9 protein-coding genes and 1 pseudogene are annotated in these 13,290 nt (G+C 47.4%); 3 read left to right on the forward strand and 7 right to left on the reverse strand.

The genetic code is table 11. The features are described from left to right. Positions 1 to 249 (reverse strand): annotated as a pseudogene (locus MK185_17475) (IS481 family transposase). Positions 250 to 555: 306 nt separating this feature from the next. Beyond that, on the reverse strand, positions 556 to 3,030 hold the full coding sequence (locus MK185_17480; GenBank protein MCH2042422.1) for an NAD-dependent epimerase/dehydratase family protein: 2,475 nt from the start codon (positions 3,028 to 3,030) through the stop codon (positions 556 to 558). Between the two features lie 333 nt (positions 3,031 to 3,363). On the opposite strand from MK185_17480, the gene MK185_17485 reads away from it, so the two are divergent. After that, a complete protein-coding gene (locus tag MK185_17485) occupies positions 3,364 to 5,043 on the forward strand; it encodes an FAD-dependent oxidoreductase (GenBank protein MCH2042423.1) in 1,680 nt (559 codons plus the stop codon). Positions 5,044 to 5,152: 109 nt separating this feature from the next. Here the strand turns inward: MK185_17485 and MK185_17490 are convergent, their stop codons facing one another. From MK185_17490 to coxB, 4 genes are read right to left on the reverse strand one after another with little or no spacing between them, the layout of a single operon-like run. Then, positions 5,153 to 5,956 (reverse strand): cytochrome c oxidase assembly protein, encoded by an 804-nt coding sequence (locus MK185_17490; protein ID MCH2042424.1) that lies wholly within the window; start codon positions 5,954 to 5,956, stop codon positions 5,153 to 5,155. Further along, entirely contained in the window at positions 5,947 to 6,288 is a 342-nt protein-coding gene (locus MK185_17495) for a hypothetical protein (GenBank protein MCH2042425.1), read from the reverse strand. The genes MK185_17490 and MK185_17495 overlap by 10 nt, the downstream gene beginning before the upstream one ends. After that, on the reverse strand, positions 6,285 to 8,792 hold the full coding sequence (ctaD, locus tag MK185_17500) for a cytochrome c oxidase subunit I (protein ID MCH2042426.1): 2,508 nt from the start codon (positions 8,790 to 8,792) through the stop codon (positions 6,285 to 6,287). Before ctaD ends, MK185_17495 begins: the two co-directional genes overlap by 4 nt. After that, entirely contained in the window at positions 8,789 to 9,487 is a 699-nt protein-coding gene (coxB, locus tag MK185_17505; protein MCH2042427.1) for a cytochrome c oxidase subunit II, read from the reverse strand. Before coxB ends, ctaD begins: the two co-directional genes overlap by 4 nt. Before the next feature lie 38 nt (positions 9,488 to 9,525). Between coxB and MK185_17510 the strand changes: the two genes are divergently transcribed. Next, complete coding sequence (locus tag MK185_17510; protein ID MCH2042428.1) at positions 9,526 to 9,996, forward strand: DUF2231 domain-containing protein; 471 nt, start codon at positions 9,526 to 9,528, stop codon at positions 9,994 to 9,996. 8 nt (positions 9,997 to 10,004) lie between these two features. Here MK185_17510 and MK185_17515 read toward each other — a convergent pair whose 3' ends face one another. Next, positions 10,005 to 10,451: a CopD family protein gene (locus MK185_17515; GenBank protein ID MCH2042429.1), complete on the reverse strand. Its 447-nt coding sequence runs from the start codon at positions 10,449 to 10,451 to the stop codon at positions 10,005 to 10,007. Positions 10,452 to 10,915: 464 nt separating this feature from the next. Here MK185_17515 and MK185_17520 point away from each other — a divergent pair. Beyond that, positions 10,916 to 13,290: Tn3 family transposase (locus MK185_17520; GenBank protein ID MCH2042430.1), on the forward strand; the 2,375-nt coding region annotated here is incomplete at its 3' end.

A 13,290-nucleotide genomic window follows, 5' to 3' on the forward strand; every position in this document is an offset into this window, starting at 1 on the left:
TGACAAAATAACTTGGTGATTCTCATCGTTTTCAGAGTCCGGTAATTTAAGTGACTTTGCTAGCGTTTCGAGTTTTCCAAGCCGCTTTTCTGTTTTGGTTTGTTTAAACTTACGATATCTATACAAGGGAATTGGACCACTGATCGGAAAATAAGCACCATATCGTTGTCCATCATGTTCAACATACAATTCGTCGTCAAACAGGCCCCACCAAAGTACGACTTGTTCACCTGCGAGGTCGGGATCTACCTATGTGCTCCATCTTTATGCTATTAACAAAAAGGCCAAGATCATTGAAGAGCGCTGTAACTCGGCAAGTCAGGCTTTTTGAAATTTTTGTTCATTCGTCTTGGCGATTTGAGTTTCGTAAATTGGTAAGTGATAAGAGGTAATGATGTGATTACCAAGGGATACTGCCGGTATATTTCCAAGCGATTTTGACGTAAACAGACTTATTCATTTACATGCCTCTAGCGCGACCTGTGGGAGCAGCTTATTATCCATGCTTTTTGCCGACAAGAGGGATAACCTGATTGAAGAAGCCCTCTTATTTTCCTAAACAATGAATTTATCCCATTTCCCGTAGCTTGCTCTAATATGACCTTTTCGTAAACTCAACCCAATTAGCAATGCGCCACATAGCAAGCTTGAAACAACTGAAACCAGAGGGGCACCGAGCAGAAATGGCGTGGTAAATAATGCCAGGCCTAGAGGAACAAGCGCATAACGTGCCATGCGCCCAGACTCGGCAGTAGCAGTAACAACGACTGTCAGGACCAGAGCTCCCACCACATGATCAGCATTAGCCGTGCTGCCCTCGGTCCCCAGCGTCAAACGAGTGGACATAAGCCAAACTCCGACAGGAATGCAGAGCGCAAGATTCCAGGGCAAAGTAACTCCTCCTGCAATCATGTCTTTAAATACTGTTATGGGGCCCCGTTCAAACTCTCTTTCATCACCCTCCCAGGCTCCTGTATCAGTATCGCCGGTAAAGAAAATACGTAGCAATGGGCGACCTTGCTTTTTACGACGCCATAAGAATTCAGTAGTTGCCACCAGCTCATCCAGCGAATAAGGAATTTGAATCAGCATGGCTGCTGCACCAACCAGGCAAAGTGTACACCAGGTTCCAATAACGATGGGCTGAATAATAATGAAGAAAATCGACACCACGCCTAATGGCACAATCATAATGCCGAACAGCATTACCAACCAGGGCATGGTGCGCCAGCGGCGGGTTGACCCCATCAGGCCGGTAAGAATTTCCAGCGCATAAGTCATAGCACCTAACCCGGCGTCGGGAACCGGCCACGCCTCAGATACCTCAGATGTGATAATTTCTTCGGTGCCATTTTTCGGGTCACCGCCCCCGCCTGCAAAAAACGGTTCCCATACCGCGTCTATATGTCCTAACTGGAAGGCACACAAATAGCGTGAAATAAAAAAACCTACAAATGCGAGCAAAATAATAGGCATCCGTTGCACCCAGCTTGACGGATTAAACTCCCAACCGGGCGGAATATTGGGGCCGGTCTCCGCCGCTATTAGTGATACACCGGGCGTTGGCCGCGAGCACACGGCAAAAGCAATAATCAGCATGCCCACTAACGTGCCGTTCAGATAGGCCCCCGCCGTAGGAGCCCAGAACACCAACGGTGCCGAGAGCACCCAAAATCCGACAATTCCCGCGGCCCAGCGAGCCTGGCTCATTCGCCATGACAGACTTAAACCGGCAAACACCAGCAGTGCCAGTCCCGACCCCATGTCACTAATCGTCATTGCGCGGCTTTCATACCCCAACAAAAATGGCGCGGTTAACAACCAGAACGCCAACCCGATATTCATAAAGTGGGCCCAAATAAAGTTGCTATGGGCGTCACGATAATGATCTTCGTGCTTTTCACGAATTGCGTTGGCGTTAACTTCTTTTTCCTTCGCCGTTTGCATCCAGTCTGGCAAAGTGATGCCATTGGCTTTATACCAACCTGGCGGATCTTTTTTCAGATTGTCAATTAACCGTTCCAGTGCATCATAAATGTGGTGCTGTGGTCGCCAATTTAACTGTTCCTTTACCCGGCTGAGATTAAGGTCATAATGATCACTTGATAAATCAATCATGAATGGTTTAATGAACGGCTTTTCACCATGATCAAAGGCGTCAGGTACCACCGGCTCGGTTTTTTCTTCCAGCCAAGCTCCAGGTTTAGCAACATACTCCGGTATTTCGATGGTGTTCCACTCTCGTTCACCATAAATCAAATGACCAATTCGATTTTGCAGCGCCTGATAACCCATTACGCTGTCTTCGCCGGCCAATAGTACATTTTCTTTGGGCACTTCATGGCGCTTTTCAACCAGCTCGGTAAACAATGACACCATATCGTCTTTATGCAAAAAAGCTTGTCCGGCCATTTTATCGCCCGAGTACACCCAACTCTTAAATTGCCGCTCGTAAATGCGGGCGATCTGATAGCTTAAAGTGGGAACAGCGGTGTGGTCATCGTACAAGCCAGCCATTCGTAACAGGGTATAGGGAATTTTGCCATGATGGCTGCGAATGGCTTCTTCGGCATCGGCTTTAGACTGCGGATAGGTCCAGCCGGGCTCAATGGGCGTGTCCTCGGTGATTTTTTCTCCAGGGACCCCTGCCCGATGAATGAGCATGGTGGAGGAATAGATGAAATGATCCACATCAAAGCGCTGCAGTTCGGTTAGAAAATCCGCCGTTCCCTTTACATTGAGAGCCTCATACAAGGGGTTGTCTTCGCCCGAGAAATCATAATAGGCGGCAAGGTGAATCACGCAGGCAATATGACCGCCATGTTTTTCATGAATTTTATACAACGCAAGGGAAATGGAGTCTTTGGAGGTAAAATCGCACTCGTAACTTTCATGGGCACTTTCGCAAGGTGTCAAATCCAACCCAATAAGGTGATAATCTTTTTTCAGCACCTCACAAAGTGCACTGCCTACGCCGCCAGATGCACCAGTTATCAGAACAATCCGCTTTTCTGCTGCTTGTTGTGCCATCAATAAGTCCTTGCCAGAAACCTAAAATTAAGAGGGTTACTATTGAGTAACGAATCAACCCGCGTTTCGGGTCATTGACAGAGAGAAAACGATGAAAATAGACAAAATCTAATCAACTTCGGCAATTTAGGGAAACGCGCCGCGTCTGCTTGATAATCGATAATGCGGCGGGACAGTGTAAAACTTGCGAACGACAGGAATATACTTTGTAGTAAAAACACGATTGGTTTGGGGAGCCATCATGCAAGGAGCCTTTGCTGCCACACCGCGTTGGTTAATAAATGCCATAGGCTAATGATTTTAATTGAATAAGTAAGATTGCACGACCGTAAAATGAAATTTAATGTTTTCAATGCGCAAATAGGAATAAAACTTGATGGTCTAGAGTCTCGCAATACTTCCTTGCTGGCACACGGTGTCGGCGCCCATTTGGATAAGGAGCCTCTCATGTCATTTATCTCAGCCGGTCCTGCAGACCGCCTTGAAAACCTCAAACCTAAACGCGTTACCCTTAACGATACAGAAATTCTTCTCATTCGTGACGGTGAAAACGTTTATGCCGGCAGCGCCGATTGCCCTCATAAAGGTGCGCCTCTTGAAGATGGTGCAGTATGTCGAGGCAAGTTGGTTTGCCCATGGCATAAAGGCACTTTTGATATCGCCTCTGCTGATGTATGCGAACCACCTGCACTAACAGGATTATCTCGGTATGCGGTTGAAATACGTGACGGCGAGGTACTTGTGGATCCCGAACAGGCCACCGACAGCACCGATAAACGACAAAACCGATTAACTGCAGTTAACGCACATTCTCATATTGTGATTGTCGGCGCTGGCGCAGCAGGCGCTGCCGCTCTGCAAAGTCTGGTGAACAATCGTTACCACGGTCGGATCACTGTTGTTGATCCAGAAGCAGATGCACCTTATGACCGAACACTGCTTACCAAAGCTGTGACAGCGGGCGACATGGAACCTGATGAGGTAGACCCCCTTGTTAATCAAGACGACATGGATATCACAGAAGTTACACGCCTAGTGGCTAAAGTATCCGGAATTGATACTGCCGCCCATCAAATTGAGCTATATGATGGTCAATCGTTGACATACGATCGATTACTTATTGCCACAGGCGGGATCCCCATACGGCCGGATTTACCCGGCGTTAATTTGTTGGGGATCCATACGCTTCGAAATATTGAGCATGTGGAACGTCTATTAGCTGACGTTGAAAACACGAACAATATTACCATTGTTGGCAACAGTTTTATTAGTCTGGAAGTGGCCGCTTCATTAAAGCAGCGTAGCGACAATATACGGGTAAAGGTTATCGCACCTGATGCGGTGCCGTTTGAAAAACAATTTGGAACCCAAATCGGGCAGTATTTCCGTGATTTACACGAGAAGCATGACGTCGAGTTTGTCGAGGGCACAGTAAGTGGATTTCATGGTACTGAAAAAGTAACCGCAGTGAAGCTGGAAAGTGGCGAAACGTTGGAAACCAATCTGGTGCTGCTAGCTACCGGCATAACGACTGATAAAGATTTACTCAATAGCTTTACATTAACGCATCAGGGATTGGTGAAAGTGAACGAATTCCTTGAAGCTGCTGAAGATGTCTATGCGGTGGGTGATATTACCAGCTATCCGTATAATGGCGAAGAAATGCACATTGAGCACTGGCGACTAGCCCAGCAGCATGGTCGTTGCGCAGCAGAAAATATACTCGCGAGCCTAGCCTACCCTGCCGAACGTAAAGCATTTGATCGCACACCTTATTTCTGGACACAGCAATTTGATGTAAAGTTTGAATACGTAGGCCACGCAAAAGAGTGGGACGAAATCGAAGCGGTGGGCACACCGGAAGACGAACAATACCTCGCAGTTTTTCGCAAAGATGGTAAGGAAATTGCTGCTCTGGCTAAAGGTTATCCGCAGCTCATGGCAAAAATGATTATTGAGATGGACGACCATGTTGCGCTGTCATCGGTTAAAGCTGAACTTGAAGCTGCCTAATTAACAAGCTTTGATTTGGTGACGAGAAAGCGCGTAATGGCGCGCTTTCTATGACAAGATTGCTAACTATTCTCCGAGACCGGTAGTCCTCACGTACAAATCCTTCTGATTAAACAGTTAGCGATTTTCGTTGTAGCTGTCTATACCAGCGATGCCCCACCCAAAATGCTGCGGTGATGTAGGGCACTCCACCTACTACCCACATGATAAGTCCCGCTAATTGCTGATCGGCAAGGTTGCGGGATTCACCGTAAAAAGGAGTGCTGCCAAAGGTAAGAAACGCACCTAAAAAGCCCGTGTGCATTAGCGTCACCAACAGTGCCAGCAACGCATAGGGAACTTTACGGGTAAAGGCATGTAAGCAGGCCCACCAAAACCATACCGCCGATATCAGAAAGCAGGCGTGTTCGAATACGTGAATCCAGGGATTCTCCAACGCCAACATATAAAATTTCGGGATGTGCCAGAACCAGATCATCATACCGTGAAAGTAGGTGCATACCATCGGATATTGAGTGATTTTAAATGCATATTTCCATAATCTTTCCCCATATGCTCCACAAGCCCTGTAGAACTGTGGCAATGGCCGAGCCAAAGCGAAAGCTGGCGCTATTATTACCATCATAAACATATGCTGGGTCATATGCGCAGCAGAGCTATGTTCAGCCCATTCGTCCAACGGACCCAAAATGGTAAAAAAGGTGATCAAAATGGTGATATGAAATAGCCATCTCCGCCATACAACTGCGGTAGCGTAGCGGCAGCCCCATACATAGATTATCCAGAATATCAGTACTATCACCGCCGTAAGGCTAGCGGAAAACGCGTCCTGGCCACCACTGGTAAAGGGGTTGTGCGCCCATGCACCGGTTGACCAAAACAATAACGTTGCTACGAGAATAATTAAATACATGGTGCCATCGCCAAAAGAGGAATGCCAACAGCCAGCGTCGAAATGGCCGAAGCAAGATAACTTGTCGCCGCTACACGCAGTAAAAAGCGCGACTCATTTTCTGCATTTGCCGCTACGTGCCACGACTTAAAGGCGCAAATTCCCAAATAAATAACAATAAGAAACGTAGGAATTAAAAAACTAAGGTTTATCCAATTAAATAGGCCCGCCTCGGCCGCAGGTTTAGCCAGCTGACAAGCCACCGCGACACCGCCATAAGTAAATACAAACCAGAGCGCCCAAATCACAAACCCGGCCACAAGATGCCAAGGGTGCGCGCGGGAAACTTTCATTTAGCCTCCCATATTGTTGGTAAGATCAAAAAGCTTGCGAAGCTTAGCCAAAAAATAACATGTGTAAACAACCACATGGGGCTCATTACGACAATTTCATAGGACAGCTTTGTACTGATGTAATCATAACTAACCCGCAGTGCCTGGAGCGTAGTGGTGATCACGCTGATGATACTGTGGAAAAGCAAAAAGGCCAGCATCACCAACAATACGGCATCATACGCATTAGTCGTAAATTGCAGGTCACTCGAAACAGTGATGAAAGCCAATAGTCCAACATGACCCATTCCACAGGCTGAAACGAGCCAAAGCCACTTAGCGAGCGACTTCTCTTGCTCACGGCGCAAATAGCGATTCAGACGGCGATACAAAGTCACTGCAATGGTCAGTAACGCACCACTTAGCCCCATTAAAACCGGCGAAATTGCCGACACGTCAGGTAAGGTTTTATTTGGTGAAACTGTCCACAAATATAACCAACCGAAAAGCAGCGACAAATATAAGGTGCCGTCAGCTAACAGAGTCACACACATACCCCATAACCCTGGCCCGTCAAAGGTACGCGAGTGCAGAGGCGGCTCTCCCCGGCTCGCTTCTTCATCCGTCAGTGGTGCCATCGTCTTGTGCGTGCCGTTCTCCCAACTCCAGCGTAAAAAGAAGCCTAGACCCAATATGGCGAAAAAGATGCCGACCATATACGCTTTAGACACCAGGCTGATGCACAACCCCGCCAGGGTAGCCGCACAAATTAGAGGCCACCACGAATGGCTGGGAATATGAATAACTTCTTTTAGCTTGCCACTAATCGCATCTGTTCCATACAGTTCCCGTCGCCCGTGCTTAATACTTTTTAAGCCATGTTCGCCAGCTGGAATGCTATTAATCAACGACGGGTCGTCCCATAGTGGATGACGTGATTTTACCTCAGGGATACTGGCAAAATTGTAAGACACCGGCGGCATGCCCGTGGCCCATTCCAATGTATCAGCTTGCCAAGGATTAGATGAAGCCTTTCGACCATATCGAAAATGTAGCGTCACATCTAAGACGAGCATTAAAATACCAATCGCGAGCACGAAGCCACCAATGGAAGAACTCAGATTTAACCAATCCCAGCCCAGGCCACTTTCGTAAGTAAACACTCGGCGTGGCATGCCCAACAGACCAGTTAGGTGCATGATCAGAAACGTTGAATTAAATCCGACAAACACCAAGCCAAACGCCCAGCGTCCCATTCTCATAGACGGCATTCGTCCGGAAAAATGGGGCAACCAGTAATATAGGGCGGCGATCAGCGGAAAGAACATTCCGCCAATAAGCACATAATGAAAATGCGCCACTACAAAGTGCGTATCGTGCACCTGCCAGTCAAAGGGCACCAGTGCTAGCATCACACCAGTCAACCCACCGCAAACGAAGATAAACAAAAAGCCAAAAATCCATAGCATCGGCAGTTCAAACCGAACACGGCCTACCCACAATGTCGTTAACCAAACGAAAATCTGAATGCCTGTGGGAATCGCCACCAGCATGCTGGCAATGGAAAAAAATGCCTGGGCCAAATGAGGGATCCCGACGGTAAACATGTGGTGTACCCATAAGCCAAAGCTGATAAACCCAGTGATGATTACTGATAATACAACCCAACGATATCCCACCAGCGGTCGACCCGCGAACACTGGCAATATAGTGGAGACCATACCCGCTGCCGGCAGAAAAATAATGTAAACTTCAGGATGGCCGAATAACCAGAACAAATGCTGCCATAAAATAGGGTCACCACCAGCGTTAGGATCAAAAAAAGGCATTTGCGCTGCCCGCTCAAGCTCTAACAGAATGCTAGCCAGAATCAGCGGAGGAAAACCGAACACGATCATTAACGCCATCGCGAGAATATACCAGCAGAAAATAGGCATTTTGCTCAAACTCATGCCCGGCGCTCTTGTACGCAAAATCGAGACGGTAAGCTCAATACCTGCCGATACTGCAGATATTTCTACAAAAGTCACTCCGAGTAGCCAGAAGTCTGAGCCCGCGCCAGCGGAATAGTCGTCGCTGGATAAGGGTGTGTACATAAACCAGCCCGAATTAGGCGCGATGCCTAGCACCAGACTTGACAGCAAAATCAACCCTCCAAAGAGGTAACAGTAATAGCCTAAGGCGCTCAAACGGGGAAAGACTAGATCGCGCGTGCCGATCATCTTTGGAATAAGATACATCGCCGCGCCTTCCAGAACCGGAATGGCAAACAAGAACATCATAATAGTGCCGTGCATAGTAAAAACCTGTGAATACAGGTCGGCAGTAATGAGTGTCTGACCTGGCAACGCCAATTGCGAGCGGATCAGCATTGCCAGCAAAATGCCTACGAGAAAAAAGATCACCCCGGTTAGCATGAATCGCTGACTGATAGAAGTATGGTTTACCGCTGCAAGATTGCCCCACCCAGGTAGGTTATCCCATACCTTGGCAAAATTTTTGTGTAGTTCTGATTTGCCATTCATTGTGTTTTACCTTGTTGGACGAGCCATGCATCAAACTTCTCAGCAGAATGAGCAATGACTTTAAAATGCATTTTAGCGTGAGAAAGGCCGCAATATTCGGCGCATTGGCCACCGAACTCACCTACTTCATCGGCTTGCAAACGCACGATGTTCGTGTGCCCCGGGATCGCATCAATCTTTCCTCCTAGCCGTGGCACCCAGAAGCCATGAATCACGTCCGCACTAGTCACATGAATATCAATTGGCGTATCGACAGGAATATGAATTTCATCTGTTAGTTCAATATCATGTTGCGGATAGGTTACATCCCACGCCCATTGTCTGGCATGCACATCAATTCGCACAGCGCGCTCATCTGCCAAAGGCAGCATAATATTCCCAGCTGGAATACCAAAAATGAGCAATACGGTTATGCCCACCGTGGGTAACACAATACCGCCCCACAAAACCATACGAGTAAGAACGCGTTTTACATCTGCATCGCTATATTTACGATTGCGTCGGAAGCTGGCATACCACCAGAGTGAGCAAATCCCCAGTAATACCACGACTCCAACCGTGAGCATGCCCCACCAGATTGTGGTAACCGCCTTGGCTGACGGACCTGCCGGGGCGAGAATGGAATACGGCTCACTGCAACCTGCCAACAATAAGGCACTGGCAGTGAAAAGATATTCTGTTACTCTATTTACCAAACTCACTCCTTAAACGGTATTTAGGATCTGACGCTTCTATGTCGAATTCAATAATCAGCAGCCGCGCTTCACTTAGGGGGCATGCGCTACATCCAGCCCTGATCCATTTTCCCATCGCGTTTTTGCTCATACTCATTGTCACAGATATTGTATTTATCCTTACCAGCGATCCTTTCTGGGCTGAAGCCAGTTTTTGGCTTACTGCTGCTGGACTGGCATTTGGTGTTTTGGCCAGCCTTGCCGGTGCCATTGATGTTTTTACTGTACGTATTATTCGCCATATTGTCGCAGCCTGGGCTCACGCCGTTCTAGCAGTAATGACGCTATCGCTGACCACATTTAACCTTACCTTACGCTTAGGCGATGACCCCGGCGAACTTATTAATCCCTGGGGAATCTATGTCAGCGTTCTAGCTGGCATCCTTATCGGTATTACTGGTTTTTTGGGCGCTCAACTGGTTTTTGCTTACGGCGTAGGTGTTAACGAGCCTCAAAATAATGAACGCTAAGTTGAGCCCTAGATTGGCCATGGCACAAAACCAGGTGCAGCAGGTTTTGCCAGGACCACAAACAGTATGCTTCCGACGCCGCAAAATATCGCTATCAGAAAGCACCAGCTAAAGCCTGCCAGATAACGCATTTCCTGGCGTTCAAGGCGCGTTATCAGTAGCCCAAGGCTCGCATGCAATATCACCAGTATCGTCACAATGGTTAGTTTCACCATCAGCCAGAAAGTAAGGGTGTCGTTTATTACAAAGACCAATGTTCCCGCAATAATAGAAATGATAGCCGCGGGCGAAGCCACATACGCGAATATCAGCCGCGCTACCGACCCCACTCCAAATGGAATATCGATAAAGTCTTCGCGCATTTTCGACTCAGTAGCAATTAAGATTGGCAAATACAACACGGTTGCCAACCAGATCAGAAGACCGAAGATGTGAAGACCTAAAAGCCAGAGCATGAGCAACCTTACATTTATTTCATAATACTAGTTACAGCACTCGCCCCTGAAATGGTTTAGAAAAAAATGAATTTTTGCGATCGCACGTGACGATGTGAAGTTAGCCGATCCCCTATTAGAGAGTAAATGAACAATATAATTCCAACCTACGGTCAGCGATAAAATATTTACTTGTAGATAAAGGTTACTGTATATACGATCTATACACAGTTTCTCAAAGAGCAGAGATGACGTGGTCAACCAAAATTGACCAACCCAGTTAAGCTACTTTTTTCAATTTCTTCATGTCCGCCTCATATTGATTTGGACTCCTGTAATCCAGATAGGGGTTCTAGGGATTTTCCCCTCTAAAAAGACATAATCCTCTGTAGACCACACCAATAAATGGCTGCGGAGGTGGGTTACTACTTATAAGTGTGGCAAATTAGGTAAATATCGTACATTTAATACGGAACAGCCCTGATATGGCCATCAAAAACGAAATTACTATTCTCACGAGAGCAGAACAGGCAAATCTTTATTCCCCACCCATTTTTTCAATCGAAGAACAACGTCTGTACTTTTCTCTGAACGATGCGGAATTGGCAGTTTTTCGGTCAATTCGTCTCAGAGCTCATAGATGTTACTTTGTCGCGATTTTGGGATACTTCAAATCAAAGCCCGTCATCCTAGATATCGCTTACTCGCAGGTTTCTAAGGATTTAATGTTCATCAGTAAAGAGCTGCTTGGCGGCAAGGGGCTCAGACCATTCACTCCCTCACAAAAACAAAAAGATCGACTCTACGCAAAAGTATTAGACCTTGCTGGTTATCACAAATGGGACGAAAGTCAGCACTTCAATTCTCTTTTCGACCACCTTGTTCAGGTGGGCAATGCCTGGCTGGAGCCGCGTTACCTCTTTGATACTGCTATTGAATTCCTAACCAGTCACAGCATTGCTATCCCTAGGTACACCGTACTCCAGAGACTGATAAGCAGAGCGATGCAGCAGGTCAGAAAAGACCTGGCGCACCAACTTAATCAACTCACCAGTCCTGAACTTCACGTCTTTCTGGACAGCATAACAGCCATTGATGACGGACTAAGCCTGAACCAGCTCAGAGGCGGTGCAAAAAGTCTGACCGTACCTGAACTTAAAAAAGAGCTTGCCCTTTATCATCAGTTAGCGCCATGGCGCACGCAAATCAATGGCGTTATCGATGGGCTTAATCTGTCTCTTAAAAATCGACAACACTTCGGTGAGCTCATCAACTATTACGGTAGTAAACTCAAACGATTCAAACGCGCACAGCAGCATCTATGGTTGCTATGTCACCTGACAGAGCGGATACAACTGGCACTGGAACGGTTAACTGATGGGTTCATTTACCATATCCGCAAGCAACAAGAAGCTGCCAACACCTTTGCACAACAAGCAGTGTTCCTGTCCTGGCAGTCAGCCGCGGACAATGTCACGAAAGCGGCAGAGTTACTGCATCTGTTTGTGGATGAGAACATTGATGATAATCAACCCTTCTCAGTAGTCAGACAACAGGCATTGAAGGTCATGAATGACAGGGATATCCAGACCCTCTGCCTTTACCTGAAAAAACAGAAACGGACCGTGGAAGAGTACCAGTGGCAACATTACGATGAACAATGCAATCTCCTGGAGCAACTGTTAAGGCAGGTGTTCTTGTGCCTTGAATGTGAGGCCGGTAAAGGCTCAGAAGCCGTCGTCGCCCAACTTCAACAGATGCAGACGGAAATCGCATTCGGTGGACCACTGAAGACGATGGATACGTCGCTCATCCCGAAAAAGCACCTCCCATGGTTGGTTAAACAGGATAACGTTAACCCGCAACGTTACGAATGGCTGCTCTACCGGCAGTTAACCTCACGACTGAATGGACGCATTTATTTGCCAAATGTTACCAAATACCGCGCACTGGAAGACGACCTGATCCCCCAGACATCGCAGGATACCTTGCTGGCCTCATCAACACTGGACAGACTAAAACAGCCCGCAGAGTTATTGTTACAGGAGAAACAACACCGGCTGGAAAGTGCACTCAAAGACGTTGCTCTCCATATTGATGAGGGAGACAATCGAAATGTGATCATGAAAAATCGTACCGGTACCCGCTGGCGTCTGCCGACCAAAAGCGCTACATCTCTGGTCAACAATCCCTTTTTTAAGCGAATGCAACCGGTCGGTATCGCGGATGTACTGCGGTATGTAGAGCGCGAAACCGGGTTCATGAAATGTCTGACTCATGTACTTCCGATACAAAAACAAGGGTTCACTCATCAGGATGATTTACTGGCCATTCTGATTGCCAACGCCACTCACCGTGGTGTGTATGGCATGGCGCAGATCTCCGATCGAAGCTATGAACACCTGAGTACGGTGCAGGCCAACTATATCCGGCCTGAAACGCTGCATGACGCCAGCGACGTGATCAATAATGCGGTTGCAGCGCTACCCATCTTCCGCCACTACCATATTCAGGAGGACCAGCTGCATGCCAGTGCGGATGGTCAGAAATTCGAAACCCATCTGGAAACCTTTAAAACCCGGTACTCCTCTAAGTATTTCGGCACCAACAAAGGGATCACGGCCATGACACTGGTGGCCAACCACAGCGCCCTCAATGCTCGGATCATCGGTTCCAACGAGCACGAATCACACTATATTTATGACCTGTTACAATCCAACAGCAGTGAAATCAAACCTGACGTACTCTCGACAGATACACACGGTGTCAATCATGTTAACTTCGCCTTACTGGATCTATGCGGTTACAGTTTTGCACCGCGATACGCGCAGTTCAGTAGTGTCATCAATGATCTGTTTGA

Source organism: Saccharospirillaceae bacterium, assembly GCA_022448365.1.
Classification (GTDB): Bacteria; Pseudomonadota; Gammaproteobacteria; order Pseudomonadales; family Oceanobacteraceae; genus Bacterioplanoides.

Bases quoted from the DNA above. Each gene is read 5' to 3' on its own strand.
- MK185_17480 (MCH2042422.1), bottom strand. From the start codon at position 3,030: ATGGCACAACAAGCAGCAGAAAAGCGGATTGTTCTGATAACTGGTGCA.
- MK185_17485 (MCH2042423.1), top strand. From the start codon at position 3,364: ATGAAATTTAATGTTTTCAATGCGCAAATAGGAATAAAACTTGATGGT.
- MK185_17490 (MCH2042424.1), bottom strand. From the start codon at position 5,956: ATGTATTTAATTATTCTCGTAGCAACGTTATTGTTTTGGTCAACCGGT.
- MK185_17495 (MCH2042425.1), bottom strand. From the start codon at position 6,288: ATGAAAGTTTCCCGCGCGCACCCTTGGCATCTTGTGGCCGGGTTTGTG.
- ctaD (MCH2042426.1), bottom strand. From the start codon at position 8,792: ATGAATGGCAAATCAGAACTACACAAAAATTTTGCCAAGGTATGGGAT.
- MK185_17510 (MCH2042428.1), top strand. From the start codon at position 9,526: ATGTCGAATTCAATAATCAGCAGCCGCGCTTCACTTAGGGGGCATGCG.
- MK185_17515 (MCH2042429.1), bottom strand. From the start codon at position 10,451: ATGCTCTGGCTTTTAGGTCTTCACATCTTCGGTCTTCTGATCTGGTTG.